The organism is Pseudomonas sichuanensis, from assembly GCF_003231305.1.
Taxonomy (GTDB): domain Bacteria; phylum Pseudomonadota; class Gammaproteobacteria; order Pseudomonadales; family Pseudomonadaceae; genus Aquipseudomonas; species Aquipseudomonas sichuanensis.
On sequence record NZ_QKVM01000043.1, the window covers coordinates 14669 to 41216 of the forward strand.

The 26548-nt window shown below is 64.5% G+C and carries 29 protein-coding genes; 24 read left to right on the forward strand and 5 right to left on the reverse strand.

Going from position 1 to position 26548, the window contains the following annotated elements:
• Positions 1 to 39 precede the first annotated feature (39 nt).
• From DM373_RS20310 to DM373_RS20355, 10 genes are all read left to right on the forward strand, one after another.
• Complete coding sequence (locus tag DM373_RS20310; RefSeq protein WP_178125875.1) at positions 40 to 414, forward strand: chemotaxis response regulator CheY; 375 nt, start codon at positions 40 to 42, stop codon at positions 412 to 414.
• A gap of 18 nt (positions 415 to 432) precedes the next feature.
• Entirely contained in the window at positions 433 to 1221 is a 789-nt protein-coding gene (locus DM373_RS20315; protein ID WP_110995269.1) for a protein phosphatase CheZ, read from the forward strand.
• Positions 1222 to 1233: 12 nt separating this feature from the next.
• Complete coding sequence (locus DM373_RS20320; protein WP_110995270.1) at positions 1234 to 3462, forward strand: chemotaxis protein CheA; 2229 nt, start codon at positions 1234 to 1236, stop codon at positions 3460 to 3462.
• A gap of 45 nt (positions 3463 to 3507) precedes the next feature.
• Positions 3508 to 4629 carry a protein-glutamate methylesterase/protein-glutamine glutaminase gene (locus tag DM373_RS20325; protein ID WP_110995271.1) on the forward strand — a complete coding sequence of 374 codons (1122 nt, stop codon included), beginning with the start codon at positions 3508 to 3510 and terminating at the stop codon, positions 4627 to 4629.
• Positions 4629 to 5369 carry a flagellar motor protein gene (locus DM373_RS20330; RefSeq protein ID WP_110995272.1) on the forward strand — a complete coding sequence of 247 codons (741 nt, stop codon included), beginning with the start codon at positions 4629 to 4631 and terminating at the stop codon, positions 5367 to 5369. The genes DM373_RS20325 and DM373_RS20330 overlap by 1 nt, the downstream gene beginning before the upstream one ends.
• A 3-nt stretch (positions 5370 to 5372) precedes the next feature.
• Positions 5373 to 6230, forward strand: coding sequence for a flagellar motor protein MotD (motD, locus tag DM373_RS20335; protein ID WP_110995273.1), 858 nt, complete (start codon positions 5373 to 5375; stop codon positions 6228 to 6230).
• A gap of 63 nt (positions 6231 to 6293) precedes the next feature.
• Complete coding sequence (locus tag DM373_RS20340) at positions 6294 to 7082, forward strand: ParA family protein (RefSeq protein WP_110995274.1); 789 nt, start codon at positions 6294 to 6296, stop codon at positions 7080 to 7082.
• A complete protein-coding gene (locus DM373_RS20345) occupies positions 7082 to 7981 on the forward strand; it encodes a CheW domain-containing protein (RefSeq protein WP_110995275.1) in 900 nt (299 codons plus the stop codon). Before DM373_RS20340 ends, DM373_RS20345 begins: the two co-directional genes overlap by 1 nt.
• A 67-nt stretch (positions 7982 to 8048) precedes the next feature.
• On the forward strand, positions 8049 to 8528 hold the full coding sequence (locus DM373_RS20350; protein WP_110995276.1) for a chemotaxis protein CheW: 480 nt from the start codon (positions 8049 to 8051) through the stop codon (positions 8526 to 8528).
• Position 8529: 1 nt separating this feature from the next.
• Entirely contained in the window at positions 8530 to 8925 is a 396-nt protein-coding gene (locus tag DM373_RS20355) for a DUF2802 domain-containing protein (RefSeq protein ID WP_110995277.1), read from the forward strand.
• Positions 8926 to 8999: 74 nt separating this feature from the next.
• On the opposite strand, the gene DM373_RS20360 is transcribed toward DM373_RS20355, so the two are convergent.
• The 3 genes from DM373_RS20360 to fliK all read right to left on the reverse strand — a co-directional run bounded on the left by DM373_RS20360 (position 9000) and on the right by fliK (position 13730).
• A complete protein-coding gene (locus DM373_RS20360) occupies positions 9000 to 11750 on the reverse strand; it encodes a dermonecrotic toxin domain-containing protein (protein WP_110995278.1) in 2751 nt (916 codons plus the stop codon).
• Positions 11751 to 11820: 70 nt separating this feature from the next.
• Complete coding sequence (locus DM373_RS20365; RefSeq protein ID WP_110995279.1) at positions 11821 to 12159, reverse strand: EscU/YscU/HrcU family type III secretion system export apparatus switch protein; 339 nt, start codon at positions 12157 to 12159, stop codon at positions 11821 to 11823.
• Positions 12156 to 13730, reverse strand: a complete 1575-nt coding sequence (gene fliK / locus DM373_RS20370) for a flagellar hook-length control protein FliK (RefSeq protein WP_110995280.1) — start codon at positions 13728 to 13730, stop codon at positions 12156 to 12158. Before fliK ends, DM373_RS20365 begins: the two co-directional genes overlap by 4 nt.
• 244 nt (positions 13731 to 13974) lie before the next feature.
• Between fliK and ccmA the strand changes: the two genes are divergently transcribed.
• From ccmA to DM373_RS20420, 10 genes are read left to right on the forward strand one after another with little or no spacing between them, the layout of a single operon-like run.
• A complete protein-coding gene (gene ccmA / locus DM373_RS20375; protein ID WP_110995281.1) occupies positions 13975 to 14607 on the forward strand; it encodes a cytochrome c biogenesis heme-transporting ATPase CcmA in 633 nt (210 codons plus the stop codon).
• Positions 14604 to 15272 carry a heme exporter protein CcmB gene (gene ccmB, locus DM373_RS20380; protein ID WP_110995309.1) on the forward strand — a complete coding sequence of 223 codons (669 nt, stop codon included), beginning with the start codon at positions 14604 to 14606 and terminating at the stop codon, positions 15270 to 15272. Before ccmA ends, ccmB begins: the two co-directional genes overlap by 4 nt.
• A gap of 46 nt (positions 15273 to 15318) precedes the next feature.
• A complete protein-coding gene (locus DM373_RS20385) occupies positions 15319 to 16086 on the forward strand; it encodes a heme ABC transporter permease (RefSeq protein WP_110995282.1) in 768 nt (255 codons plus the stop codon).
• Entirely contained in the window at positions 16083 to 16259 is a 177-nt protein-coding gene (gene ccmD, locus DM373_RS20390; RefSeq protein ID WP_110995283.1) for a heme exporter protein CcmD, read from the forward strand. The genes DM373_RS20385 and ccmD overlap by 4 nt, the downstream gene beginning before the upstream one ends.
• A complete protein-coding gene (gene ccmE, locus DM373_RS20395; protein WP_110995284.1) occupies positions 16256 to 16699 on the forward strand; it encodes a cytochrome c maturation protein CcmE in 444 nt (147 codons plus the stop codon). Before ccmD ends, ccmE begins: the two co-directional genes overlap by 4 nt.
• 11 nt (positions 16700 to 16710) lie before the next feature.
• Positions 16711 to 18684, forward strand: a complete 1974-nt coding sequence (locus DM373_RS20400; protein WP_208642813.1) for a heme lyase CcmF/NrfE family subunit — start codon at positions 16711 to 16713, stop codon at positions 18682 to 18684.
• Complete coding sequence (locus DM373_RS20405; protein WP_110995286.1) at positions 18681 to 19217, forward strand: DsbE family thiol:disulfide interchange protein; 537 nt, start codon at positions 18681 to 18683, stop codon at positions 19215 to 19217. The genes DM373_RS20400 and DM373_RS20405 overlap by 4 nt, the downstream gene beginning before the upstream one ends.
• Positions 19214 to 19690 carry a cytochrome c-type biogenesis protein gene (locus tag DM373_RS20410; protein ID WP_110995287.1) on the forward strand — a complete coding sequence of 159 codons (477 nt, stop codon included), beginning with the start codon at positions 19214 to 19216 and terminating at the stop codon, positions 19688 to 19690. The genes DM373_RS20405 and DM373_RS20410 overlap by 4 nt, the downstream gene beginning before the upstream one ends.
• Positions 19683 to 20870 carry a c-type cytochrome biogenesis protein CcmI gene (gene ccmI, locus DM373_RS20415; protein WP_110995288.1) on the forward strand — a complete coding sequence of 396 codons (1188 nt, stop codon included), beginning with the start codon at positions 19683 to 19685 and terminating at the stop codon, positions 20868 to 20870. Before DM373_RS20410 ends, ccmI begins: the two co-directional genes overlap by 8 nt.
• Positions 20871 to 20882: 12 nt before the next feature.
• Positions 20883 to 21302, forward strand: a complete 420-nt coding sequence (locus DM373_RS20420) for a hypothetical protein (RefSeq protein WP_110995289.1) — start codon at positions 20883 to 20885, stop codon at positions 21300 to 21302.
• A gap of 51 nt (positions 21303 to 21353) precedes the next feature.
• Here the strand turns inward: DM373_RS20420 and DM373_RS20425 are convergent, their stop codons facing one another.
• Together DM373_RS20425 and DM373_RS20430 are read right to left on the reverse strand one after the other, a co-directional pair.
• A complete protein-coding gene (locus DM373_RS20425; RefSeq protein ID WP_110995290.1) occupies positions 21354 to 22343 on the reverse strand; it encodes a hypothetical protein in 990 nt (329 codons plus the stop codon).
• 51 nt (positions 22344 to 22394) lie between these two features.
• Positions 22395 to 23369, reverse strand: a complete 975-nt coding sequence (locus DM373_RS20430) for a halovibrin HvnA (protein WP_110995291.1) — start codon at positions 23367 to 23369, stop codon at positions 22395 to 22397.
• 268 nt (positions 23370 to 23637) lie between these two features.
• Between DM373_RS20430 and DM373_RS20435 the strand changes: the two genes are divergently transcribed.
• The 4 genes from DM373_RS20435 (at position 23638) to DM373_RS20450 (ending at position 26349) form a co-directional block, all read left to right on the forward strand.
• Complete coding sequence (locus DM373_RS20435; RefSeq protein ID WP_110995292.1) at positions 23638 to 24576, forward strand: 2-hydroxyacid dehydrogenase; 939 nt, start codon at positions 23638 to 23640, stop codon at positions 24574 to 24576.
• A 50-nt stretch (positions 24577 to 24626) separates the two neighbouring features.
• Positions 24627 to 25415: a PhzF family phenazine biosynthesis protein gene (locus DM373_RS20440; protein ID WP_110995293.1), complete on the forward strand. Its 789-nt coding sequence runs from the start codon at positions 24627 to 24629 to the stop codon at positions 25413 to 25415.
• Between the two features lie 107 nt (positions 25416 to 25522).
• Positions 25523 to 25936, forward strand: a complete 414-nt coding sequence (locus DM373_RS20445) for a GFA family protein (protein WP_110995294.1) — start codon at positions 25523 to 25525, stop codon at positions 25934 to 25936.
• Positions 25937 to 26010: 74 nt separating this feature from the next.
• The gene (locus DM373_RS20450; RefSeq protein WP_110995295.1) at positions 26011 to 26349 is read left to right on the forward strand and encodes an FKBP-type peptidyl-prolyl cis-trans isomerase; all 339 of its coding nucleotides are present in this window, start codon (positions 26011 to 26013) and stop codon (positions 26347 to 26349) included.
• Positions 26350 to 26548: the final 199 nt, after the last annotated feature.

Genomic DNA, 26548 nt, shown 5'->3' on the forward strand with positions numbered 1-26548 from the left:
CGCGTTTAAGACTGCTTGGAGGTCTACTTGAACAAAGACATGAAAATCCTCATCGTTGACGACTTTTCGACGATGCGGCGGATCATCAAGAACCTGTTGCGTGATCTGGGGTTCACCAATACCTCGGAAGCTGACGACGGCAACACCGCGTTGCCGATGCTGGAAAGCGGCCACTTCGATTTCCTGGTGACCGACTGGAACATGCCGGGCATGTCCGGTATCGAACTGCTGCGCAAAGTCCGCGCTGACGAGCGTCTGAAGCACCTGCCGGTGCTGATGGTGACCGCCGAAGCCAAGCGTGAGCAGATCATCGAAGCGGCCCAGGCCGGGGTAAACGGCTATGTGGTCAAGCCTTTCACCGCCCAGGTGCTCAAAGAAAAGATCGAGAAGATCTTCGAACGCGTCAACGGCTGAGTCACCTCAGGGGGCGCCATGGAATCAACCAACAACTCGCTGGGTGAGTTCGAATCAACCCTGAAAAAACATGCCCAGGAACTGGTCGAGAGCCTCGAGCGCGGCCGGTTCGGCGATGCGGTGCAGCTGATTCATCAGTTGAACCAGACCCGCGACCGGGGCTTGTATCAGGAAGTCGGCAAACTCACCCGTGAACTGCACAGTGCGATCGTCAGTTTCCAGATCGATCCGGCGATGCCGCAGGCCGAGGAGGTCTCGCAGATCACCGATGCCACCGAGCGCCTTTCCTACGTGGTGCGCCTCACCGAAGGCGCGGCCAACCGCACCATGGACCTGGTGGAGGAGAGCACGCCGGTGCTCAACAGCCTGGCCAGCGAAGCCCAGGACCTGTCCGCCGATTGGCAGCGCTTCATGCGCCGCGAAGTGGCGGCGCCGGAATTCCGTGAGCTGGTCAAGCGCGTCGACAGTTTCCTGACGCACAGTGCCGAAGGCAACCGCAAGGTCGCCGGGCACCTCAACGATATCTTGCTGGCTCAGGACTATCAGGACCTGACCGGCCAGGTGATCAAGCGGGTTACCGCGCTGGTCACCGAAGTAGAAAGCAATCTGCTCAAGCTCGTGCTGATGGCCAGCCAGGTCGACCGCTTCGCCGGTATCGAACATGACCACCAGCAGCTGCGCGCTGAAAAAGATGAAGAAAAACATCCGACTCGGGGTGAAGGTCCGCAGATTCATGCCGATAAGCGTGAAGACGTCGTGTCCGGTCAGGACGATGTCGATGATCTGCTGTCCAGCCTGGGTTTTTAAGGAGCACGTTTAATGAGCTTCGGCGCCGATGAAGAAATCCTCCAGGATTTCCTGGTAGAGGCCGGCGAAATCCTCGAGTTGTTGTCCGAGCAACTGGTCGAGCTGGAAAGCCGGCCCGATGACGCGGACCTGCTCAATGCGATTTTCCGCGGTTTCCACACTGTAAAAGGGGGCGCCGGCTTCCTTCAGCTCAACGAACTGGTGGAGTGCTGCCACATCGCCGAAAACGTGTTCGACATCCTGCGCAAAGGTGAGCGCCGGGTCGACGCGGAACTGATGGACGTGGTGCTCGAAGCGCTCGACACGGTCAACAGCATGTTCGGCCAGGTGCGTGAGCGCACCGATGTCACCCCGGCCACCCCGGAGCTGCTGGCGGCGCTGTCGCGCCTGGCCGAACCGGGTACCGCCCAGGCGCCCGCCGCCGTGGTCGAGGCCGAGCCTGTGGTCGAGGCCAGCGCCGAGCCGGACATCACCGACACCGAGTTCGAACAACTGCTCAACTCCCTCGATGCGGTCAAGGCCGAAGCCGAGCTGCATGAGCAGATGCAAGGCGAGGCGCCGGTCACCGGCGGTGACGAGATCACCGACGCCGAGTTCGAAAACCTGCTCGACCAGTTGCACGGCAAAGGCCAGTTCTCGACCGAAGTGGCGGCCAACGAACCGGCCAGCGCCGCTCCCGCTGCAGCCAGCGACGAGATTACCGACGACGAATTCGAGTCGTTGCTTGACCAGTTGCACGGCAAGGGTACCTTCGCCGTCGATGCACTGCAGGGCGCTGCCGCGCCGGCTGCAAGTGCCGCGCCTGCAGCTGCGGGCGATGACATCAGCGAGCATGAATTCGAAGCGCTGCTGGACCAGCTGCATGGCAAGGGCAAGTTCTCCGGCGATGCGGTGGTTGCCGAAGCACCCGCTGCCGCCGTGGCGGCAGCGCCCAAGGCAGAAGCAAAGCCTGTGGCCAAGCCTGCACCTGCGCCAGCTGCCGCGCCGGCTCCGGCTGCGGCCGCCAAGCCGGCCGCTGCGGCTCCCGCCCGTGCCCCGGCCCCGGCCGCCGAGAAGCACGGCGCCAGCGAAGCGGAAACCACGGTGCGGGTCGACACTGCGCGCCTGGACGAGATCATGAACATGGTCGGCGAACTGGTGCTGGTGCGTAACCGCCTGGTGCGCCTGGGTCTGAACAGCGGCGACGAGGCCATGTCCAAGGCCGTGTCCAACCTCGACGTGGTCACAGCCGACCTGCAGACCGCGGTCATGAAGACCCGCATGCAGCCGATCAAGAAGGTCTTCGGCCGCTTCCCGCGCCTGGTCCGTGACCTGGCGCGTCAGCTCAAGAAAGAGATCAACCTGGAACTGGTCGGTGAAGAGACCGACCTCGACAAGAACCTCGTCGAGGCCCTGGCCGACCCGCTGGTGCACTTGGTGCGCAACGCCGTCGACCATGGCGTCGAGATGCCCGACGAGCGCGAAGCTTCGGGCAAGGCCCGTACCGGCCGCGTGGTGCTGTCGGCGGAACAGGAAGGCGACCACATCCTGTTGTCGATCTCCGACGACGGCAAGGGCATGGACCCGAGCGTGCTGCGTGCCAAGGCCGTCGAGAAGGGCCTGATGGACAAGGACGCCGCCGACCGCCTGAGCGAATCGGACTGCTACAACCTGATCTTCGCCCCGGGCTTCTCGACCAAGACCGAGATCTCCGACGTGTCCGGCCGCGGTGTCGGCATGGACGTGGTGAAGACCAAGATTTCCCAGCTCAACGGCTCGATCAACATCTTCTCGGCCAAGGGCCAGGGCTCGAAGATCGTCATCAAGGTGCCGCTGACCCTGGCGATCATGCCGACCTTGATGGTGATGCTGGCCAACCAGGCGTTCGCCTTCCCACTGGTCAACGTCAACGAGATCTTCCACCTCGACCTGTCGCGCACCAACGTGGTCGACGGCCAGGAAGTGGTGATCGTTCGCGACAAGGCGCTGCCGCTGTTCTACCTCAAGCGCTGGCTGGTCCAGGACCAGGCACACGAGGAGCAGCACGAAGGCCACGTGGTGATTCTGTCGGTGGGTACCCAACGCATCGGCTTCGTGGTCGACCAGTTGGTGGGGCAGGAAGAAGTGGTGATCAAGCCGCTGGGCAAGATGCTGCAGGGCACCCCGGGCATGTCCGGCGCCACCATCACCGGTGACGGCCGTATCGCGTTGATCCTCGACGTTCCGAGCATGCTCAAGCGTTACGCCGCCCGGCGTATTTGATTTCGGCGGCGCGCCCTGGTGGGTGCGCCACCTAATGGAGTGTTTATGGCAGTCAAGGTCCTGGTGGTGGATGATTCCGGTTTCTTCCGCCGCCGTGTCTCGGAAATTCTCTCGGCCGACCCGACGATCCAGGTCGTGGGTACCGCGACCAATGGCAAGGAAGCTATCGACCAGGCGCTGTCGCTCAAGCCCGATGTCATCACCATGGACTACGAAATGCCCATGATGGACGGCATCACCGCGGTGCGGCACATCATGCAGCGCTGCCCGACGCCGGTGTTGATGTTCTCCTCGCTGACCCATGAAGGCGCCCGCGTCACGCTGGATGCACTGGATGCCGGTGCAGTGGACTACCTGCCGAAGAATTTCGAGGACATCTCGCGCAACCCGCAGAAGGTCCAGCAAATGCTGTGCGAGAAGGTGCACACCCTTGCGCGCAGCAATCGCCGTTTCGGCGCGTATTCCAGCCCGGCGCCGGCCGCAGCGCCTGCACCGGCCAGCAGCCACGCCCCGGCCACCAGCTTTGCCGGCAGCGCGCCTGCCCGCCCGGCCGCACCGGTGCGCACCGCTGCGCCTGCTGCCCATTCGCCGGCACCCAAGCGCAAGCCTTACAAACTGGTGGCCATCGGCACCTCCACCGGCGGCCCGGTCGCGCTGCAGCGTGTGCTCACCCAGCTGCCCGCCGGCTTCCCGGCGCCGATCGTGCTGATCCAGCACATGCCGGCGGCCTTTACCAAGGCCTTCGCCGAACGCCTGGACAAGCTGTGCAAGATCAGCGTCAAGGAAGCCGAGGACGGCGACGTGCTGCGCCCGGGCCTGGCCCTGTTGGCGCCTGGCGGCAAGCAGATGATGGTCGACGGCCGTGGCACGGTGAAAATCCTGCCGGGCGACGAGCGCCTGAACTACAAGCCGTGTGTCGACATCACCTTTGGCTCCGCCGCCAAGTCCTATGGCGACAAGGTGCTGTCGGTGGTGCTCACCGGCATGGGCGCCGATGGCCGCGAAGGTGCGCGCCTGCTCAAGCAGGGCGGCAGCACCGTGTGGGCGCAGGATGAGGCCAGTTGCGTGATCTATGGCATGCCCATGGCGATCGTCAAGGCCAACCTCGCCGACGCGGTGTACAGCCTGGACGAGATCGGCAAGCACCTGGTCGAGGCGTGCGTCTGATGGATGTCTTGAGCCTGATCGGCCTGATCCTCGCATTCGTCGCCATCGTTGGCGGTAACTTCCTCGAGGGTGGGCATGTCGGTGCGCTGCTCAACGGCCCGGCGGCGCTGATCGTGCTGGGCGGCACCCTGGCGGCGGCGCTGCTGCAGTCGCCGCTGTCGTCATTCAAGCGGGCGCTGCAGATCGTCCGCTGGATCTTCTTCCCGCCACGGGTGGACCTGGCCGGCGGTATCGACCGTGTCGTCAACTGGAGCCTGACCGCCCGCAAGGAAGGCCTGCTGGGCCTGGAAGGCGTGGCGGATGCCGAGCCCGACCCCTATGCGCGCAAGGGCTTGCAACTGCTGGTCGACGGCGCCGAGCCGGAAGCCATACGCAGCGTCCTCGAGGTGGATTTCCTGACCCAGGAGTCCCGCGACATCCAAGCGGCCAAGGTGTTCGAGAGCATGGGCGGCTATGCGCCGACCATCGGTATCATCGGTGCGGTGATGGGCTTGATCCACGTGATGGGCAACCTCGCCGACCCTTCGCAGTTGGGTAACGGCATTGCCGTGGCATTCGTCGCCACCATTTATGGCGTCGCCAGTGCCAACCTGATCCTGCTGCCGATCGCCAACAAGCTCAAGGCCGTCACTCTGCGCCAGTCGCGTTACCGCGAGATGCTGCTCGAAGGCCTGCTGTCGATCGCCGAAGGGGAGAACCCGCGTTCGATCGAGCTCAAACTGCAAGGCTTCATGGAGTAACCCATGGCCCGTCGTCGTCATACCGAGGAACATGAAAACCACGAGCGCTGGCTGGTGTCGTACGCCGACTTCATCACCTTGCTGTTCGCCTTTTTCGTGGTCATGTACTCGATTTCCTCGATCAACGAGGGCAAGTACAAGCAGATCTCGCAGGCACTGATCGGGGTGTTCAACGACCCTGAGCGCAGCATGAAGCCGATCCCCATCGGTGATGAGCGCCCGCTCACGGTCAAGCCCGCCGAACCGCTGGTCAAGGACAGCGAGCAGACCGACGCCGGCCTGGCCCAGGCCAGTGTCGATCCGCTCAAGAGCATTGCCGACGATGTACGCGATGCGTTCGGCGATCTGATCAAGTCCGACCAGATGACCGTGCGGGGCAACGAGCTGTGGATCGAGATCGAGCTCAACTCCTCGCTGCTGTTCGGCAGCGGTGACGCCATGCCCAGCGATGTTGCGTTCTCGATCGTCGAAAAGGTGGCGAAGATCCTCAAGCCGTTCGCCAACCCGGTGCACGTCGAAGGCTTTACCGACAACCTGCCGATCCGCACGGCGCAGTACCCGACCAACTGGGAGCTGTCTTCGGCGCGCGCGGCGAGCATCGTTCGCCTGCTGGCGATGGAAGGCGTCAACCCGGCGCGCATGGCCTCGGTGGGCTATGGCGAGTACCAGCCGGTGGCCGGCAACGACACTGCCGAAGGGCGCGCGCGCAACCGCCGCGTGGTGCTGGTGATTTCACGCAACCTCGAGGTGCGTCGCAGCCTGACCGGTAGCGGCAGTGCCAACGCCACGCCGGATGCGGCCTTGCGCCGGGCTGGCACACAAAGTGCACCAGCCTCGCCAGCATCGGTGGCGGGGCAATAACTCGTCAATTCTCTGTCACCGCAAGCCGGTGATCGCCGGCATCAACGAGTCAAGAGTTGTCCTATGAGAGTCTGGGCAGTAGCCAATCAAAAGGGTGGCGTTGGCAAGACCACCACCACCATCGCCCTGGCCGGCCTGCTGGCCGAGGCGGGTAAGCGCGTGGTCGTTGTCGACCTCGACCCGCACGGCTCGATGACCAGCTATTTCGGGCACAACCCCGACGCGCTCGAGCACAGCTGCTACGACCTGTTCCTGCATAAAGGCACGGTGCCCGAGGGGCTGCCGGGCCAGTTGCTGCTGCCCACCAGTGACGAACGTATCTCGCTGCTGCCGTCGAGCACCGCGCTGGCGGTGCTGGAGCGCCAGTCGCCGGGGCAGAGTGGCCTGGGCCTGGTGATCGCCAAGAGTCTGGCGCAGCTGTGGCAGGACTTCGACTTTGCCCTGATCGACAGCCCGCCGTTGCTCGGCGTGCTGATGGTCAATGCCCTGGCCGCCTGCCAGCAACTGGTGATCCCGGTGCAGACCGAGTTCCTCGCAGTCAAGGGCCTGGAGCGCATGGTCGGGACCCTGGCCATGGTCAACCGTTCGCGCAAGCAGGCACTTCCCTACCAGATCGTCCCAACCCTGTTCGACCGCCGCACCCAGGCATCGCTGGGCACCTTGAAAGTGCTGCGCGACACCTATGGCGAGCAGGTCTGGCAGGGCTACATCCCGGTTGACACGCGCCTGCGCGATGCCAGCCGCAATGGTGTCACGCCCTCGCAGTTCGACGGCAAGAGCCGTGGCGTCATTGCCTACCGGGCGCTGCTCAAGCACCTGCTTACTTACCGCTCCGCGCTGCAGGTGGCCTGATGAACCAAGCCCGGCATATCGCCAGCAAACCGCAAATGGCCCTGCAGTCGTACCTGGATGGCCTGCTGCAGGAAGCCACCGAGTCGTTCGAGCTGCCGGAGCCTGCGCCTGCCGCGCAGCCGGCCAGCCAGGCGCCCAGCGACGAATTCGAAGCGGCTGTTCGCGAAGAACAGGCCGCTGACGCCCGTCGCCAGGCCGAGCCGGCACCGGCAGTGGCGCGGCCTTTTGCCGAGCCGCAGGCCAAGGTGCTGCCGACCGTTCTGCCGCTGGCCCAGCCAGTGGTCAGCGTGGTCGAGCAGCAAGTGCTGGCCGAAGCCAGCATCCCGCTGTTGACCGAAGTCCAGGCCGCCGAGCCGGTCGCACCACTGGTCGAGGTGCACCTGCCAGCACCCGCCGCGCCTGTGCCGCCGGCCACCGCCGATGGCCGCCCGGCCTGGGCGGCCGAGCCGTTCGAATGCCTGCTGTTCGACGTCGCCGGCCTTACCCTGGCGGTGCCGCTGGTATGCCTGGGCTCGATCTACTCGCTGGCCGGTCAGGAGCTGACGCCGCTGTTCGGCCAGCCAGACTGGTTCCTCGGCATCCTCAGCTGCCAGGCGGGCAACCTGAAAGTCCTCGATACCGCACGTTGGGTCATGCCCGACCGCTACCGCGAGGACTTTCGCCAGGGCCTGCAGTACGTGATTTCGGTGCAGGGCTACGAATGGGGGCTGGCGGTGCACCAGGTCAGCCGTTCGCTGCGCCTGGACCCGAGCGAGATCAAGTGGCGCAGCCAGCGCGGCCAACGCCCGTGGCTGGCCGGCACGGTGATCGAACACATGTGCGCGCTGCTCGACGTCGCCGAACTGGCCGAGCTGATCGCCAGTGGCGCGGTCAAGCAGATGAACACCAAACACAAATGAATCAACGCCGCAACTGCCGCGGCTATACAGAGCACACCGCCGAGGGCGGATTGAGAGGGCTAGGGGAATGAAGAAGTCGTCTGCACAAGGTTCCGAAGATCCGATTCTGCAGTGGGTTACTTTCCGTCTGGACAATGAGTCCTACGGCATCAACGTCATGCAGGTTCAGGAAGTGCTGCGCTACACCGAGATCGCTCCGGTGCCGGGCGCACCCAGCTACGTGCTGGGCATCATCAACCTGCGCGGCAACGTGGTGACGGTGATCGACACCCGCCAGCGCTTCGGCCTGATGCCTTCGGACATCACCGACAATACCCGCATCGTCATCATCGAGGCGGACAAGCAGGTAGTCGGCATCCTCGTCGACAGCGTCGCTGAAGTGGTGTACCTGCGTCAGTCGGAAATCGAGACCGCGCCGAACGTCGGTAACGAAGAGTCGGCCAAGTTCATCCAGGGCGTCTGCAACAAAAACGGCGAGCTGCTGATCCTGGTCGAGCTGGACAAGATGATGACCGAGGAAGAGTGGTCCGAGCTGGAGAGCATCTGAGTTGATTTTCGAGGCTGCTGTCATCCTCCTGGCGCTGCTGTGGGCGCTGAGCCTGTGGTTCTTCCTCAATTACAGCAAGCGCCAGCGCGAGCTGGCGGCACAGCAGGCCCAGGGCGATGCGCTGCGTGACCAGCGCATCAAGGATCTGGGCAAGCGCCTGGACGACTACCAGAACGGCACCGTGCGCATGGGCGAGGCCATTCACGAACTGCGCGCGGTGGTCGCGCCGTTGCCGGAGAAGCTCCAGCAACTGGAACAGCGCGACCCCAACAGTGTCACCTTCACACAGGCCGCCAAACTGGTGGGCATGGGGGCCAGTGTCGAGGAGCTCACGCAAACCTGCGGCCTGACCCAGGCCGAGGCCGAGCTGATGCGCAAGTTGCACCACGGCGAGTGATCCGCCCAGGGTCGCTATCGGGGCTGCCTTGCAGCCCATCGCGCGCAGCGTGGCCCCGATTGCCGTGAGCCCTATCAAGTGGTGGCCCAGGAGTGGCTGCCGCCAATCCTGACGATTCTGCCCAGTGGCAGCCATTGCTGCTGCAACTGGCTGAAGCGCAGCGTATCGATGAAATGGCCGGCATTGACCCGGGGCATGCCATACAGGTTGGTAACCTGGCGCAATGTGGCCTGCAGCGGCAGGTGCCGGTCGATCACGCTGGTGAGCATGGCCGGGCCTGTCAGCCTGTTCAGTTTCGCCGCGTACTCATAGGCTGCCTGAGGGTTGAGCCGGGGATCAGGTCGACTGTCATAGAAGCCTGGCTCGGCGGCAAACCGTGCATGCATTTCTTCCGAGATGGCCTTGAGCAGTGGGTTGCCAGGGTGGCTACCGAGCGGTGTGGTGTTGAACTGCAGGTGCATGCCAAGCTTTTCGTTGGACACCGGCGGGTGCAGCACCAGGCCGTCGCCGGGGGCGAGCAGCTCGACCGTATCGATGGCCTCGCCCGGCTCGCCCCTTGGCTGGCCATTGATCATCAGCGGCCTGCCGGGTTCGCGCAGGGTGTCGTCCACGTCCATGTACAGACCACCCTCGTGGTCGAGCAACGGGTAGCGCAGCACATCGCAGGCCGACGAGAAGTTGGTGGCCACGCCGCCATTGCCGTCGATGGCGGCCTGATATTGGGCGAAGTAGGGGCTGCGCTGGAAGCTGGCGTAGAACGGGTGCTCTTCCAGGGGCACGATCCGCAGGGTCGGCGCATGCTCGGCGAGCAGGCGCAGGTTCTCGCGATATGCCTCGGGGGTCGCGTTCGACAGGAACAGCCGGTAGGCATACTGGCTTTCACTCAGTCGTCGGGCGTTGCTGCCCAGGTTCTCCAACAGTGCCCGGCTGATGACCTTGTCACCGACCCAGATGCTCGAAACCTGCCTGGGAATCGGCTGCAGGGCCGTGGAGTCGATGGTGGGGTACTCGACCGGCAGGCGCAGGTCGATACCCAGCGCACGCAGCGAGCCCATGCGCATGGCGTGAGTGACCGGGCGAGTGCGCACATCGACTTCCATCAGGCTATCGGCCTGCGGATCCGGTACATGGAAGGTAGGGACCACATGGTTGAGTTCGTCCTCTCGGATGAACGCATCGAATTCCACGTCGTAGATCATTTCGGTGACATAGCCGTCGATCGTCGCGTACAGGCTGTCGGGCGTGCCGTCGTAGCGCGGCATGCGGCTGACCCTGCTGCTGACCAGCGGATCGGCGTCTGCCAGTGGTGCGATGGGCTCGGGGCTGTGAAAGTACTCGGCTATCGCTTCCGGAAAGTGCGGCGGCGTGACCGGCCCCATGGGATAGCCCAATTGGCCATTGACCTGGCTGGGCATGACGAAGTGTTCGTCCTTGAAGCGCAGTAGCAAGGGCGCCTCCTGGGCGAGCCGATGCAGCAGCGGTACGGCATTGAGCAAGCCGAACATGGCGCCCTGCACGCCTGTGGCCTGCTCTTGCTGGCTCTTGCCATGGATGGCCTGGTCCAGGCCGAGGCCGAATTGCGTGACACCCCCCACGGCAAACAGGGGGGCCAGCTCCGGTACCACCAACGCCAGGGGCGCCAGGTAGTCGAGCGCCGACTTCAGGTAACCGCGCCAGCGCGCCTTGAGCACCTCGCTGCGGTCGGTGGCGATGAAGTCCGCGTCCTGGTAGCTGCGGCGTTTTTGACGCTTGGCCAGGGCGAGGAACAGATCGCCTTCGATGGGAGGGCTGAAGGTCTCGGTCTTGTAGTTCACATAATCGCGCGGTGTCCAATGCCCTTCGGTGGTGAAACCTGGGCGTTGAGGGGGCAGGTCGTTGCTGTGCGGGTAGACCGCCAGGCCATCGAGGGCCGTCGCCAGGCCGCTGTAGCTCAGGCCGTCCGGCGTATCGGCCTGGGCGAAGTGTTCCATCAGCGCCTGGCGTTTTTGCAGGTCCTTGCACTGCTGCGCGAACCAGTCCTTGAGCAGGGGCTCGTTGGAGAACTCATGCAGGGGCGAGGCATTGCCTGGAATGTACAGCAGCGTCAAACCGGTGGCCTTGTCCTCGATGCACAGCAGGTCGGTTGCGCTGTAGCCGTAAACGTTGAGTGGGAAGACCTGGACGCTGGGCGGGCGGGTGGCCACTCCAGCGGCCTGCCAGGCGAGGCGTACGCCAGCACGGCTGAGGCTGCCTTCCTCTGCCTGCTTGTTGCAGGCAGCGAGGAAGTTGATCTGCGCGCTGACGCGGTAGCTGTCCAGATGCGCGAACCAGTAGTTGTTCAGCAAGGCCTTGTAGCGGGTATGGAAATCCAGGTTCCAGATGAATTGCTGCAGGTCCTCGGCCGGCACATCGATATGGGTCTTGTGACTGTATTCCTGGGGCTGCGAGCGTCGGAACAGGCCGTTGTACACCTCGTAGGCGGCGCCGTTGCCGTACCACTCGCGCTCACGCAAGTTTTCGACCAGGCGGATCTTGCCGGGAAAATGCCCGGCCCAGGGTTCGCCGAACAGTCCGCCAACCAGGTTGTTGTTGGATTCGCCTTGCCAGTTCGACAGCATGGCCTGGGTCAGGCTCTGCTTCTGCACGACGATACCGTCCCAGCCAGCATCGCTGCCTGACTGGTAGTGCAGGGTCACCACATCGACCTGGTCGGGGTTCAGCATCAGGTGGCGCTGGGCCGCCCAGGCCTTGAGGGCGTCGGCAACGATGCGGTCGGGGCGAGGAAAGTGGCGCAGATGGTCGCGGACGTACTGCACGCCCGCGTTGTTGACGATGGGAGTATTCAAGGTAGATCACCTTAGCCGTTGATGGGCTGGCGAAGGTGGCAGGCGCCGGGCGTGGGCGGGCCCTACATAGTTATCGTCGCGGTTCGGGCAGGGCGAGTACCGACGGGGTGATGTCCCGTTCACCCGCCGGTGTGTCGTCGAAGCCGGCCGGCACCCTGCCGCGCAGTTGCCAGGCAAAGGCGATGATCTCGGCGATGGTCAGGTACAGCGCTTCGGGGATCTGCTCGCCCAGTTCCAGGCGCGCCAGCAGGCGTACCAGCTCGGCATTCTCGTAGATCGGCACTTCATGCTCGCGGGCAAGGGCAAGGATGGCTTCGGCCAGTTCGTCGTCGCCCTTGGCACTCAAGGTGGGGGCCTGCTGGCCGTCGTAGCTCAGGGCAATGGCCTGGCGCGGTGGTTGCTGTTTCATGCGTTCTCATCCACCCAACGTTGTTCCAGGCGTGTGCGTGGGCCTTGCGGTGGCGTGCCGGGATGGCATTCCAGGTCGCCGACATCCAGGCCGCGGGCCAGCAGGCGTTCGCGCAGGGCGCCGAGCTGGCTGTCGATCAGCCGTGCCGTGCGCTCCTGCTCGGCCCAGAGCTGGCCGGACAGGCGCCCCTGGGACAGTTGCGCCTGGACCTGCAAGGGGCCAAGGGGGGCCAGGTCGAAGGCCAGCTCGATGCGCCACAGTGCGGCCAGCGGATCACGCTGTTCGTGCTGTTCGCGTTCACGGTCGGCTTGCTGCTGCGGGGTTTCCTCGCGTTGCAGCTTGACCTGCAGGGGGATGAATTCCTGGCCGTGGCGGATGGGAATTTCCGTCTGCCAGGTGGTCTGCAGGTTGCCGTTTTCCAGTTGGCCGGATTGCTGCAGGCTGGACAGCGCATGGCTTTGCAGGCGCGATACGGCGCCGGCGGCCAGGCGCAGCAGTTGCTGCAGATCGCCTTCTTGCTCCAGCTTCTGCAGCAGCCGTGCGGGCAGCGGGAAGGGCCCGGACTGTGGACGTGGGCTGACCTGGCCGAGCATGCCCAGTGCGCTGCGGGCAAAACCCGGCAGCGCCTGGGCCAGAGAGGCGCCGGTCAGCATCGGGCTGAGTGTCGAGCTGGCCGCTGGCGGCGGCAACTGGGCGATCAGGCGCACCAGCTGTGCCTTGAGGTCGGGTGCCACGCCGCTGGCGAGCCCGCCGAGCAGCTTGGTTTCCAGGAACGCGCCGCTGTTGTTCAGTGCCTGGGCGAGCTGCTTTGGGTCGCCCAGTTGCCGCGCGTCCGGCAGGCTGGCCAGCAGGCGCTCGGCGCTGGCACGCAGTTCCACACCGGCGTCTGGCGAGCGGGCGATCTGCTGCAGGCCGCTGAGCAGCCCCGGCAGTGACGCCTGCTGCCCTTGCTGGGTAACCAGGTGCTGGGCGATCGCCAGTTGATCCTGGCGGCCGCTAAGGGGCACGAAACGCAGCGACTGGTCGCCTTGCACCAGGGCGCTGAGCAGGCTGCCGACCGGTAGCGGGCGCGGGCTGTCGATGGTCAGGGTGGCCCCGGCCTGGCTGCTGTTGAGCAGGCTCACCAGCGAACGGAAGCTGGCTGCTTCGCCTGGGGGCTGCGGCAGTGCCTGGCTGGTCAGCACTTTGCCTTGCAGCAAGGTGCCGACCGGCATCTGGCGGGTGTCGAGGCGGGTGAGGGTGGCGATGTTGCTGGCGTTGGCCTGCTGCACCAGCACCGCGAGGCGGTTGCTGTCGGTCTGGGTGACATTGATCAGGCTGCCCTGGGGCAGCGGCTGGCTGGTGCTGGCCTGCAGCTGGGTCTGGTTGCCGTTGGTCTGGGTCAGCCGCAGCAGGAGCTGGAACTCCTGGCCGACCTGGCGCAGCGACATGACTTCGGCGCGCGCAGTCTCGCCCGGTGCCAGCAGCCCGGGCTGCGATTGCAGCAGGCGCAGCAGTTCACCGGTCAGGGCGGCCCTGGTCGCCTGGGGGCTTGGCACAGTTTGTGCGCCGAGACTATTGATTTCAGTCATGATTGTATACAACCTGTCGAACCCGCCCTCTTGGCAGCGGGGCAGCGCGTGTAATAATGCCGGCCGCCCGCCTGCCAGTATAACGGCAGGGCAGGGGGCGACTTGAGACACAGGGTTTAAGACCGGTGTCGCCTGCTTCGCGGGTGAACCCGCTCCCACAAGGATTGCGTTGGTCCTTGTGGGAGCGGGTTTACCCGCGAAGAGGCGGCGCAGATCATGTGCCCAATCTGAATAAGGCGAAACCGTGACCCTTCACCTCCAAGCCGCAGGCCTGGCCTGCGAGCGCGACTGGCGACTGCTGTTCGAGCACCTGGACTTCGAACTGCGCCCTGGCGACATGCTGCAGATCGCCGGCCCCAACGGCAGCGGCAAGACCAGCCTGTTGCGCCTGCTGGCCGGGCTGATGCAGCCCACCGCCGGGCAGATCCTGCTCGGCGGCCAGCCATTGGCCGAGCAGCGCCACGCCCTGGCCAGCATCCTCATCTGGATCGGGCACGCCGCCGGCATCAAGGACTTGCTCACCGCCGAAGAGAACCTCGCCTGGCTCTGCGCGCTGCACCAGCCGGCGGGCCGCGAAGCCATCTGGCGCGCGCTGGAGGCCGTCGGCCTGCGCGGTTTCGAGGATGTGCCGTGCCATACCCTGTCAGCCGGCCAGCAACGGCGCGTGGCACTGGCGCGGTTATACCTGGACAGCCCGCCGCTGTGGATTCTCGACGAGCCGTTCACCGCCCTCGACAAGCAGGGCGTCGCCCAGCTCGAGGCGCACCTGGCGGCGCACTGCGAGCAGGGCGGCACGGTGGTACTGACCACCCACCACACCCTGGCGCACACGCCGGCCGGTTACCGTGAACTGAACCTGGGGCAATGGGCGGCATGAGCGTATTCCTTCTGCTGTTGCGCCGCGAAGCGCGCCTGTTGTTCCGCCGCCCGGCGGAGCTGGCCAACCCACTGGTGTTCTTCGCCATAGTGGTCGCGTTGTTCCCCCTGGCGGTGGGCCCCGAGACGCAATTGTTGCAAACCTTGTCGCCGGGGCTGGTCTGGGTCGCGGCATTGTTGGCGGTGTTGCTGTCGCTGGACGGGCTGTTTCGCAGCGACTTCGAGGACGGCTCGCTGGAGCAGTGGGTGCTGTCGCCGCACCCTCTGGCGCTGCTGGTGCTGGCCAAGGTCCTGGCGCACTGGATCTTTTCCGGCCTGGCGCTGGTATTGTTGGCGCCACTGCTGGCGCTGATGCTCGGCTTGCCGGCCAGTTGCCTGCCGGTGCTGCTCGCTTCGCTGTTGCTGGGCACGCCGGTGCTGAGCCTGCTGGGCGCGGTGGGGGCGGCGCTGACAGTCGGTCTCAAGCGCGGCGGTTTGCTGCTGGCGTTGCTGATTCTGCCGTTGTATATCCCTGTATTGATCCTGGGCAGTGGTGCGTTGCAGGCGGCGTTGCAGAATATGCCGGCTACCGGCCACCTGCTCTGGCTTGCCAGCCTGACGGCCCTGGCGGTGACACTGGCACCCTTTGCGATCGCCGCCGGCCTGAAGATCAGCGTCGGCGAATAACGAGTTCCGGGCATTGCAGCCTGGCCAACACCCTGGATGTACCCTGATGAAAATAAGCTGGACGTGGTTCCACAAGCTGGGTTCCCCCAAATGGTTCTATGCCATCAGCGGCCGCATGCTGCCGTGGCTGACCGTTTCCGCCATCCTGCTGCTGCTGGTGGGCATCACCTGGGGCCTGGCCTTCGCCCCCCAGGACTACCAGCAGGGCAACAGTTTCCGCATCATCTATATCCACGTGCCGGCAGCGATGCTGGCGCAGTCCTGCTACGTGCTGCTGGCGGTTGCCGGGGTGGTGGGGCTGGTGTGGAAGATGAAACTGGCCGACGTCGCCCTGCAATGCGCAGCGCCCATCGGCGCCTGGATGACCGCCGTGGCGCTGGTGACCGGCGCCATCTGGGGCAAGCCGACCTGGGGCAGTTGGTGGGTGTGGGACGCGCGCCTGACCTCGATGCTGATTCTGCTGTTCCTGTATTTCGGCATCATCGCCCTGGGCCAGGCCATCAGTAACCGCGACAGCGCGGCCAAGGCCTGCGCGGTGCTGGCCATCGTCGGCGTGATCAACATCCCGATCATCAAGTACTCGGTGGAGTGGTGGAACACCCTGCACCAGGGCGCCACCTTCACCCTCACCGAAAAACCGGCGATGCCGGTGGAGATGTGGCTGCCGTTGCTGCTCACGGCGCTGGGTTTCTACTGCTTCTTCGGCGTGGTGCTGTTGCTGCGCATGCGCCTTGAAGTGCTCAAGCGCGAAGCCCGCGCCAGCTGGGTCAAGGATGAGGTAATGAATAGCCTGGGCCGGGGGGCAGCACGATGAGCTTCGCCTCGTTCAATGATTTCCTCGCCATGGGCCACCATGGCCTGTACGTCTGGTCGGCCTACGGCATCTGCCTGGCGGTGCTGGCGCTGAATGTCGCCGCGCCCCTGCTGGCCCGCCGTCGCTACCTGCAAGAAGAGGCGCGCCGTCTGCGCCGGGAGAGCAAACCGTGAATCCGCAGCGCAAGAAACGCCTGTTCATCATCCTCGGCCTGCTGGCCGGTGTCGGCGTGGCCGTGGGCTTTGCCCTCAGTGCCCTGCAGCAGAACATCAACCTGTTCTATACCCCCACGCAGATCGCCAACGGCGAAGCGCCGCTGGACACCCGCATCCGCGCCGGCGGCATGGTCGAGAAGGGCTCGGTGCAGCGCTCGGCGGACTCGCTGGACGTGCGCTTCGTGGTCACCGACTACGCCAAGTCCGTGCCGATCACCTACCGCGGCATCCTCCCCGACCTGTTCCGCGAAGGGCAGGGCATCGTCGCGCTGGGCAAGCTCAACGCCGACGGCGTGGTGGTGGCTGACGAAGTGCTGGCCAAGCACGACGAGAAATACATGCCGCCGGAAGTCAGCAAGGCCCTGAAAGAAAGCGGCCAGGCGGAGGCCAAGCCATGAACGCGGCCCTGGTGATCCCCGAACTCGGCCAGTTGGCGATGATCCTGGCGATCTGCTTCGCTGTCGTGCAGGCCACGGTGCCCTTGCTTGGCGCCTGGCGCGGCGACAGCCTGTGGATGAGCCTGGCGCGCCCGGCGGCCTGGGGGCAGTTTGCCTTCCTCGCCTTTGCCTTCGCCTGCCTGACCCACGCCTTCATGACCGACAACTTCTCGGTCGCCTATGTGGCCAGCAACTCCAACAGCGCCTTGCCCTGGTACTACAAGTTCAGCGCCGTATGGGGCGCCCACGAGGGCTCGCTGTTGCTGTGGGCGCTGATCCTCGGTGGCTGGACCTTCGCCGTGTCGATCTTCTCGCGCCAACTGCCGCAGGTGATGCTGGCCCGGGTGCTGGCGGTGATGGGCATGATCAGCGTCGGCTTCCTGAGCTTTTTGATCATCACGTCCAACCCGTTCTCGCGCCTGTTGCCGCAGGTGCCAGGCGACGGTCGCGACCTCAACCCGCTGCTGCAGGACTTCGGCCTGATCGTCCACCCGCCGATGCTGTACATGGGCTACGTGGGCTTCTCGGTAGCCTTCGCCTTCGCCATTGCCGCGCTGCTCGGCGGGCGCCTGGACGCTGCCTGGGCGCGCTGGTCGCGGCCCTGGACCATCGTGGCCTGGGCCTTCCTCGGGGTGGGCATCACCCTCGGCTCGTGGTGGGCCTACTACGAACTGGGCTGGGGCGGCTGGTGGTTCTGGGACCCGGTGGAAAACGCCTCGTTCATGCCCTGGTTGGTGGGCACGGCGCTGATCCATTCGCTGGCGGTCACCGAAAAGCGCGGCGTGTTCAAGAGCTGGACCGTGCTGCTGGCCATCGCGGCGTTCTCGCTGAGCCTGCTGGGCACCTTCCTGGTCCGTTCCGGCGTGCTGACGTCGGTGCACGCGTTCGCCTCCGACCCGGCGCGCGGTGTCTTCATCCTGATCTTCCTGCTGTTCGTGGTCGGAGGCTCGCTCACCCTGTTCGCCCTGCGCGCACCGGTGGTCAAGAGCCAGGTCGGCTTCGCCCTGTGGTCGCGGGAAACCCTGCTGCTGGCCAACAACCTGGTACTGGTGGTGGCGGCCTCGATGATCCTGCTCGGCACCCTCTACCCGCTGGTGCTCGATGCCCTGACCGGGGCCAAGCTGTCGGTCGGCCCGCCTTACTTCGACGCCTTGTTCCTGCCGCTGATGGCGCTGCTGATGCTGGTGCTGGGCGTGGGTGTGGTGGTGCGCTGGAAGGACACCCCCGGCAAATGGCTGGCGAGCATGATGACCCCGGTGCTGATCGGCAGCGCCGTGCTGGCGCCGCTCGCAGGGTGGCTCGTCGATGACTTCGACTGGCCGGCCCTGAGCGTATTCGCCTTGGCGGCCTGGGTGGTCCTGAGCGGCGTACGCGACATTCTCGACAAGACCCGCCACAAGGGCCTGTTCAAAGGCCTGGGCGGCCTTGGCCGCAGCTACTGGGGCATGCAGCTGGCCCACCTCGGCCTGGTGGTGTGCGCCCTGGGCGTGGTGCTGTCGAGCAACAACAGCGCCGAGCGCGACCTGCGCATGGCGCCGGGCGAGACGGTCGAGCTGGGCGGCTACCACTTCCTGTTCGAAGGCGCCAAGCACTTCGAGGGCCCGAACTTCATCTCCGACAAAGGCACCGTGCGGGTTTCCCGCGAGGGCCGGGAAGTCTCGGTACTGCACCCGGAAAAACGCCTGTACACCGTGCAGCAGTCGATGATGACCGAGGCCGGCATCGATGCCGGCTTTACCCGCGACCTGTATGTCGCCCTGGGCGAGCCGCTGGAAAACGGTGCCTGGGCGGTGCGGGTGCATATCAAACCCTATGTCCGCTGGATCTGGCTGGGCGGTCTGCTGACCGGCCTGGGCGGCTTGCTGGCGGCCTTCGACCGACGCTACCGCGTCAAGGTCAAGACCCGGGTGCGTGAGGCCCTGGGCGTGTCTGGAGCGACTGCATGAAGCGTTGGATCATGGTGGTGCCACTGGCGGTGTTCCTGCTGGTGGCGGTCTTTCTTTACAAAGGGCTGTTCCTCAAGCCCGACGAGCTGCCCTCGGCGATGATCGGCAAGCCGTTCCCGGCCTTCTCGCTGGGCACTGTGCAGGGCGACCGCACGCTGACCCAGGCCGACCTGCTCGGCCGCCCGGCGCTGGTCAACGTATGGGGCACCTGGTGCCCATCGTGCAAGGTCGAGCACCCGTACCTCAACCAGCTGGCCGAGCAGGGTGTGGTGATCCACGGGGTCAACTACAAGGACGACAATGCCGCCGCGTTGAAATGGCTGGCCGAGTTCCACAACCCCTACCAGCTCAATATCGCCGACCCGCAAGGCTCGCTGGGCCTGGACCTGGGCGTGTACGGCGCGCCGGAAACCTTCCTGGTCGATGCCAAGGGCATCATCCGCTACAAGCACGTCGGTGTGGTCGATGCCACGGTGTGGCGCGAGCAGCTGGCGCCGCTGTACCAGGGCCTGGTCGATGAGGCCAGGCCATGAAGCGCTGGTTAGCCGCCGCCGTGCTGGGCTTGAGCCTGGCCGGCGCCGCCCGGGCGGCCATCGACACCTATCAGTTTCGCGACGAAGCCGAGCGTGAGCGCTATCAGCAGCTGACCAAGGAACTGCGCTGCCCCAAGTGCCAGAACCAGGACATCGCCGACTCCAACGCACCGATCGCCGCCGACCTGCGCCGCGAGATCTTCCGCATGCTTGGCGAGAACAAGAGCAATCAGCAGATCGTCGACTTCATGGTCGATCGCTATGGCGACTTCGTGCGCTACAAACCGGCGCTCAGTGGGCGCACCTTCCTGCTCTGGTTCGGCCCGGGCATCCTGCTGGCCGGTGGTTTCGTGGTGCTGGCGCTGATCGTGCGCCGCCGCCGTGGCCAAGCCGCAGCTGGCCCCGCCGAATTGTCTGCCGACGAACGCGAGCGTCTCGCCAAACTGCTGGAAAAAGACCGTACCCATGACTGAATTCTGGCTTAGCGCGGGCCTGCTGCTGCTCGCCGCCCTGGCATTTCTGCTGCTCCCGATCCTGCGTGGCCGCCGCCGCCAGCAGGCCGAGCAGGACCGTACCGCACTCAACGTGGCGCTGTTCGAAGAACGTGTCGCCGAGCTGGCTGCCCAGCAGCAGGCTGGGGTGCTCGACGCCGAACAACTGGCCAAGGGCCGCGACGAAGCGGCCCGCGAGCTGCTGGCCGACACCGAACGCGACGGCGCCGCCCGCCAGGGCCACCTGGGCAAGGCCATCCCGCTGCTGGCGGCGGTGCTGGTGCCTGCCATGGCGCTGGGGCTGTACCTGCACTTCGGCGCCGCCGACAAGGTCGAGCTGACCCAGGAGTTCGCCAAGGCGCCGCAATCCATGCAGGAAATGACCTCACGCCTGGAGCGGGCGGTGCAGGCCCAGCCGGACTCGGCCGAAGCCCTGTACATCCTGGGCCGCACCTATATGGCCGATCAGCGCCCGGCGGATGCCGCCAAGGCCTTCGAGCGCGCAGTGTCCCTGGCCGGGCGCCAGCCGGAGCTGCTCGGGCAATGGGCCCAGGCGCTGTACTTCGCCGCCGACAAGCAGTGGAGCCCGCAGCTGCAAGCGCTGACCGAGGAGGCCTTGAAGGCCGACCCGCAGGAAGTCACCAGCCTTGGTCTGCGCGGTATTGCCGCGTTCGAAGGGCAGCGTTACCAGGAAGCCATCGGCTTCTGGCAGCGCCTGCTGGCGCAGCTGCCCGAGGGCGATGCCTCGCGTGCCGCGCTGCAGGGCGGCATCGACCGCGCCGCAGACAAGCTCAAGGCTGGCGGCGGCAAGGTCGAGCAAAGCGCACGTCTGAAAGTGCGGGTAGAGCTGGCCGCCGCGCTCAAGGACAAGGTGCGCCCGGACGACACCGTGTTCATCTTCGCCCGCGCCAGCAATGGCCCGCCCATGCCGCTGGCGGCCAAGCGGGTGACCGTGGCGCAGTTGCCGATCGAGGTGGAGCTGTCGGACGCCGACGCGATGATGCCGCAGATGAAACTGTCGGACTACGCTGAAGTCCAACTGGTTGCCCGTGTCTCCCGTGCCGGCCAGCCGACCCAGGGTGAATGGAAGGGCCAGAGTGCCCCGCTGGCCACCGGCACCCAGGCCACCCAGCACCTGACCATCGACAGCCCCGATTCATAAGAGAGCAGCGCCATGAACAGCACCGTCCGCCTGACCCTGATCACCCTGGCACTGGGTCTTTCCGCGTGTACGGTGCATCAGCCGGGCGAACGCGAGCCGCTGCCGCCGATCCAGGGCACGCCACCGCCGCACCAGGGGCCGGCGGTCAAGCCGCTGCCGGGCAGCAAGCCCACACCCGGCAGCCCGGCAGTGTCGCCCAAGCCGATGCCGCGCACCTCCGCCAGTTTTGCCCCGCCACCCGGCGGCGCCAGCCACTGGGACCCGAAGCTGGGTGTCTATGTGCTGGAAAAGCAGCCCAACACCTTCTACCGCCAACGCACCTATTACCGCTGGAACAACGGCTGGAGCTGGTCGCTGAGCCCCAACGGCCCGTGGCAGGACACCGACAGCAGTGGTGTGCCGGGTGGCCTGGGTCGGGCTTTTGCTCAGTGAGTTGCCAACCCGCATCGTGCTGATATGAGTCTGGCCAGTTTCGGTGTGGTGTCACAATTTCCTTCGAAGCACTCGAGAGAACCTGAGCTTTTCACCGTTGCCGCGGTAGATCGAGTAATTGATCAAGACATCACGCCCTGCATTCTGATTGACCCATGCCGCAGGAATGTCGAAGTCTTCTCTGCGGCCAGGTTCTAGCTGCTGGTTTTGCGAATCATGGACTGTCGAGCCTGAACAGCGCACGCGCCCGGTGTGCCCCACCTGCTGATCAGGCGAAAGTAGCGAAACCGAGTAACGTCCACCGCCCAGCGTGTTGAACTGCGGTGGCGGCATGTTCATTCCTTGTCCATCGATGATCAACTGGAACATCGGTGACAGGAAGGTGTTGTTGACGGTGTAGCGCACACTCATGGAACTACCGATGGCATCGACTACCTCAAGCCTGGGGATGTTGAACTGGTAACGCCGCACACTGTCGACCCACTGAACGGGACTTGTCCAAGTGAAATACGGGCCAATCCACTCAACCGTGATGGACTGGCCCTGCGCCATGCCCGAATAGGGCGGAACTTCGACGACAAGAAAGTCATCTTCGTACATGTCGTTATGAACATTCAGTCGCTTGTTCGGCGCTTTTGGGATGAGCAGCTCACCGGGAACGATCGTCGCAGGTTGCACGTGGAACACAACGGGGGGCTCGGAGGTGCCTCTTCCGGAGACTGAGTAGGTAACCGAAACGTTCTTGTTCAGGTTGCCGGCAATGAATGTGCCATCGATTTTCAACGTTTGCGGCCCAGTGACCTGTACCGTGACCGTCCCTTGGGTCGGCAGAGGCGCGGACCAGATTACCGTGATGATGTCACCCACGCTCATGCCTGGGTATTGGGGGATACGGACCGTGGTGAACGTAAGGGCGCCGTCGATGAGCCCGTTGGACACCCCATCCACCGAGGGGGCGGGCAGCGGTTTCGAACTGTTCGACTGCACTTTGAAATTCAGGGGCAAGGAGATGGCGCTGTTGGTTTGCGACTTGCCGAGCATATGCAGTCTCCTGTGGCAGCGGATAACGTGCTATGGCTTGCGATCGTTCAATCAAGCGCAAGGCGCAAGGCCGGATGGGCATCGCCCGGATTCCGGAACCTGGGTTCGCGGCGCAGGGCGCACGGGTGTTGATGTGACCTGCTCGCGCCTGTTGTCAGCGGCGACATAATCGAAGTGCGCATCTGCGGAAGCTGTTTGCGGCAGTGTGACCCGGATCAATGGAAGGTCGATGCCTGTCTTGGCCAGGAATCGCCGTTTGATGTCCTTGGCCTCTGCCAGGCCGGTAGCACTGTTGTTCAAGTAGAAGAAGGCCTGGATCGGCAAACGGCCATCGGTATCGTCCGTCCAGGACTTGATGATTATTTCGTTCTGCTGGACGAACAGTGTGCTTGCCAGGCTGCCGGTACTTTTGGCGAGGAGGCTCTGGTAGAACGAGGGGCCCGCGTGGTCGTTGGCACTGTCACGCACGTTGAAACCGCACAGGCTCTGACTCACTCCACCAACTGCACGATAGTGATTTTGCCAGTCGGCCGCGGTGAGGATATTGCTCAAATGACACAGCTGGCTCACCGGATGTCCAGGGTAGGTACCGCACCCATGATCGGGTCTGCTATTAGTCCAACCATCGATGACGAACGAGCAGAAAACTTCCAGTTTTACCTTGTCGGGCGGCATGTCGAACACGGGATAGAAGATAAAACCATTGGTTTGGTTGAACACCAGTTGGCCAAACTTTGAATCTTGGCGTAGATATGAAAACGACACGCCGTCCCTGGCCTGTGCAGTCGGGCTGGCATCCCAGGGGTCGTAAGCGGTCGAGTATGCGGTGGCGCGAATAACCACGCCGCTGCATAAAAATGCTGGAACGCTCGGGGTGCCGCAGTTTTGCCGAGTATCAGCATATCGCGCATTCAAGGCTTGAGCGGTTGTCGGCCCATCCACAGTAATGTGTGCAGGTGGTACAGGCTGCAACTGGGTGCATGCAACCAACAGAAGCGCAAGGCCAAGTATCGTGAAGATTTTCATGGCAAGTGATCTTCCAGAGAAATTATTGTGTGCTGGCCGGCGCTGCGTGCCTTTTCTTGTCTAGCCAAGTTGGGGTGTTTATAAAACTAAGTTCACGTGGCCCAATCGACAACTGGCAAAATTGCTAGGTGGCCAGGTGACGTGGAGGCTAGGGGCCTGCAGCTGCGCCAGCGGAACTGGCGACCCAGGGCAAGCATTTTCGAGTTGTTATTTGACCGCCTTCCCCGGCAGTTCTGCATAATGGCTGCCGAATTGAACTGGAGGTGGCATGCGAAAGACAGTCCTGGTTCTGGTGGAAACCGTCGATGATTATCTTCCCCTGCTGGAGCGGGCAGGGTACCGGTTGATCCGTGCGCCATCGCAGCAGTTGCGAGCCGAAGCCGTTGCCCGTCATGCGGCAGAGATTGACGTGGTGCTTACCCGTGGCCCGCTTGGTCTGACGGCTGTCGAAATCGATCGACTGGTTAACTTGCGGATCATCTGCGTGATCGGTGCCGGCTACGAGCAGGTCGACCTGGCCGCGGCCGCGGCCCGTGGCATCACTGTCACCAATGGCGCCGGCGCCAATGCCGGGGCGGTGGCCGACCATGCCATGGCCCTGCTGCTGGCTCTGCTGCGGGACATCCCAAGAGCCGATGCCAGCACTCGCAGGGGTAAATGGAACCGGGTGATCAGCCCGTCGGTGAGTGGCAAGCGCCTGGGCATCATCGGCCTTGGCGCAGTCGGCCAGGCCATCGCCCGGCGCGCTGCCCTGGGCTTCGACATGAACGTCAGCTACCACAGCCGCACCCCGCGCACCGATGTGCCCTACACCTGGTACGACAGCCCGCTGCACCTGGCCGACGCGGTGGACATCCTCGTGGTGGCCACTCCGGGCGGCAACGGCACTCGCCACCTGGTGGATGCCCAGGTGCTCGAGGCCTTGGGCGCCGAGGGCTATCTGGTCAACATTGCCCGGGCCAGTGTGGTGGATACCCAGGCATTGGTCGCTGCCCTGCAGCAGGGCGCTATCGCCGGCGCCGCGCTGGATGTGTTCGATGACGAGCCTGCCGTGCCCGATGAGCTCAAGGCGCTGGGCAACACCGTACTTACCCCGCATGTCGCCGGCCAGTCACCGGAAGCTGCCCGTGACACCGTGACCCTGGTGCTGCGCAACCTGGAAGCGTTCTTCGCTGGCCAGCCGGTGCTCACGCCTGTTCGCGGCTGAACCTTTTTCGATGTCTGCCCGGCACCTCGCCGGGCTTCAGGAGTTTTTCCATGCAACTCGAGATCTTCCAGGTCGATGCCTTTTCATCCGCGCCTTTCGGCGGCAATCCTGCTGCGGTAATCCCGCTGGAGCAGTGGTTGCCGGACGACCTGCTGCAACGCATCGCCGAAGAGAACAATCTGTCGGAAACCGCCTATTTTGTTCGCAATGGCGAAGCCTTCGACCTGCGCTGGTTCACTCCGGCAGTGGAGGTCGACCTGTGTGGCCATGCGACGCTGGCGGCGGCCTGGGTGCTGTTCGAGCAACTGGGCGAGCGAGCCGAGGTGCTGCGGTTCAATACCCGTAGCGGCGAGTTGAGGGTCAGCCGTGCTGCCGATGGGCTGCTGGCCATGGATTTCCCGGCCAAGCAGCCGGTCGAGGTGGCGATGCCTGCGGGATTGCTGGAGTCCCTTGGGTTGGCCGAGGCCACTGCGCTGTATCGCACGGACGATTATGTGGTGGTAATCGAGGATGCCGCGCTGATCGACGGGCTTGAGCCTGACTATGCCGCGCTGTCGTCCTTCGACGTGCGAGGGATTGCCGTTACGGCGCCGGGGCGGGGGTTCGATTTCGTCACGCGGTGGTTTGGGCCACGGGTTGGGGTTAATGAAGACCCAGTCACCGGGTCGGCGCATACTTCGCTGGCCCCTTACTGGGCAGATCGGTTGGGCAAGAAGGTCTTGTTGTGCGAGCAGGGTGGCAGGCGGCGAGGGCAATTGCGCTGTGAGGTAGTGGGGAATGGGCGGGTCATCATCAGTGGGCGAGGGGCGCTTTATCTGCGTGGGTTTGTATTTGTTTGAGTCCTGCTGAGTTGTACGGGGTGTTGGTTGCGAAAATGGTGGGTCTATCCGTTCTGGAAGCCAAAGCTATACTCCAGTGCCCCAAAACAACAGCAAGGAGCCCTCTCATGCCCCTGGAAAAACACGGCACCTGTCTGTGCGGTGCGACCCGCTTGAAGGTCACCGTCGACAACACCCATGTCAGCGCCTGCCACTGCAGCATGTGCCGCAAATGGACCGGCGGCCCGCTGCTGGCGGTGCAGTGCGCCGCGCCGCCGCAGATCGAGGGCCCGGCGCCCAGCGTCTACGACTCCTCGCCATGGGCCCAGCGCGGTTTCTGCGGCCAATGCGGCACGCACCTGTTCTACCGCTTGAAAGAAAGCGAGCTGTACGTTGTGCCAGTCGGACTGCTCGATGGTGAAGAAAGCTGGACCTTCACCGAGCAGATCTTCATCGATGAAAAGCCCACCTGGTACTGCTTCAAGAACGAAACCAAGGACCTCACCGGCCAGCAGGTCTTCGAGCAGTTCGCCCCGACCTGAGGCAACCTGCCTTGCCAAACAGGCGCATTCCTGCGAAAAGGGCGGCCACGAAAAACCGCTTCGAGGAACCTGCCATGAGCAGTGAGCTGCAAGTCATCGATCTTGAGGAAGGCAACGGCAAGGCCGTGGTCAAGGGTGCGCTGATCACCACCCAGTATCGCGGCACCTTGGCCGACGGCAGCGAGTTCGATTCGTCCTGGACGCGCGGCAAGCCGTTCCAGTGCGTGATCGGCACCGGCCGGGTGATCAAGGGCTGGGACCAGGGCCTGATGGGCATGCGCGTGGGCGGCAAACGCAAGCTGCTGGTACCGGCACACCTGGGTTATGGCGAGCGCAGCGTGGGCTCGATCCCGCCTAATTCCGACCTGACTTTCGAGATCGAACTGCTCGAAGTGCTGACCCGGGACGATTGAGGCACGGGACATCATTTGGCAACAGTCCTCTACTAACGTGGTCACTGGCCACGGAACGGCAGTTGCACCCAGGGAGGAACCAAACGGGGCGAGGGCACTCTGACCCTCACGCGCGGCCAGGGATGGCATCCACTGCAAGGGCGCCTGCGGCATCGGCGGCAGGCCATGTGGCGAGCCTCGATACCTTCTGCCACAAGAG

Excerpts from the sequence above, each read along its gene's own strand:
- ccmB (WP_110995309.1), top strand. The coding sequence starts at position 14,604 with ATGAGCGTATTCCTTCTGCTGTTGCGCCGCGAAGCGCGCCTGTTGTTC.
- DM373_RS20420 (WP_110995289.1), top strand. The coding sequence starts at position 20,883 with ATGAACAGCACCGTCCGCCTGACCCTGATCACCCTGGCACTGGGTCTT.
- DM373_RS20410 (WP_110995287.1), top strand. The coding sequence starts at position 19,214 with ATGAAGCGCTGGTTAGCCGCCGCCGTGCTGGGCTTGAGCCTGGCCGGC.
- DM373_RS20450 (WP_110995295.1), top strand. The coding sequence starts at position 26,011 with ATGAGCAGTGAGCTGCAAGTCATCGATCTTGAGGAAGGCAACGGCAAG.
- DM373_RS20435 (WP_110995292.1), top strand. The coding sequence starts at position 23,638 with ATGCGAAAGACAGTCCTGGTTCTGGTGGAAACCGTCGATGATTATCTT.
- DM373_RS20445 (WP_110995294.1), top strand. The coding sequence starts at position 25,523 with ATGCCCCTGGAAAAACACGGCACCTGTCTGTGCGGTGCGACCCGCTTG.
- motD (WP_110995273.1), top strand. The coding sequence starts at position 5,373 with ATGGCCCGTCGTCGTCATACCGAGGAACATGAAAACCACGAGCGCTGG.
- DM373_RS20365 (WP_110995279.1), bottom strand. The coding sequence starts at position 12,159 with ATGAAACAGCAACCACCGCGCCAGGCCATTGCCCTGAGCTACGACGGC.
- ccmI (WP_110995288.1), top strand. The coding sequence starts at position 19,683 with ATGACTGAATTCTGGCTTAGCGCGGGCCTGCTGCTGCTCGCCGCCCTG.
- ccmD (WP_110995283.1), top strand. The coding sequence starts at position 16,083 with ATGAGCTTCGCCTCGTTCAATGATTTCCTCGCCATGGGCCACCATGGC.
- DM373_RS20405 (WP_110995286.1), top strand. The coding sequence starts at position 18,681 with ATGAAGCGTTGGATCATGGTGGTGCCACTGGCGGTGTTCCTGCTGGTG.
- DM373_RS20325 (WP_110995271.1), top strand. The coding sequence starts at position 3,508 with ATGGCAGTCAAGGTCCTGGTGGTGGATGATTCCGGTTTCTTCCGCCGC.
- DM373_RS20425 (WP_110995290.1), bottom strand. The coding sequence starts at position 22,343 with ATGCTCGGCAAGTCGCAAACCAACAGCGCCATCTCCTTGCCCCTGAAT.
- DM373_RS20315 (WP_110995269.1), top strand. The coding sequence starts at position 433 with ATGGAATCAACCAACAACTCGCTGGGTGAGTTCGAATCAACCCTGAAA.
- DM373_RS20350 (WP_110995276.1), top strand. The coding sequence starts at position 8,049 with ATGAAGAAGTCGTCTGCACAAGGTTCCGAAGATCCGATTCTGCAGTGG.
- DM373_RS20385 (WP_110995282.1), top strand. The coding sequence starts at position 15,319 with ATGAAAATAAGCTGGACGTGGTTCCACAAGCTGGGTTCCCCCAAATGG.
- DM373_RS20440 (WP_110995293.1), top strand. The coding sequence starts at position 24,627 with ATGCAACTCGAGATCTTCCAGGTCGATGCCTTTTCATCCGCGCCTTTC.
- DM373_RS20310 (WP_178125875.1), top strand. The coding sequence starts at position 40 with ATGAAAATCCTCATCGTTGACGACTTTTCGACGATGCGGCGGATCATC.
- fliK (WP_110995280.1), bottom strand. The coding sequence starts at position 13,730 with ATGACTGAAATCAATAGTCTCGGCGCACAAACTGTGCCAAGCCCCCAG.
- DM373_RS20320 (WP_110995270.1), top strand. The coding sequence starts at position 1,234 with ATGAGCTTCGGCGCCGATGAAGAAATCCTCCAGGATTTCCTGGTAGAG.
- DM373_RS20430 (WP_110995291.1), bottom strand. The coding sequence starts at position 23,369 with ATGAAAATCTTCACGATACTTGGCCTTGCGCTTCTGTTGGTTGCATGC.
- DM373_RS20330 (WP_110995272.1), top strand. The coding sequence starts at position 4,629 with ATGGATGTCTTGAGCCTGATCGGCCTGATCCTCGCATTCGTCGCCATC.
- DM373_RS20345 (WP_110995275.1), top strand. The coding sequence starts at position 7,082 with ATGAACCAAGCCCGGCATATCGCCAGCAAACCGCAAATGGCCCTGCAG.
- DM373_RS20340 (WP_110995274.1), top strand. The coding sequence starts at position 6,294 with ATGAGAGTCTGGGCAGTAGCCAATCAAAAGGGTGGCGTTGGCAAGACC.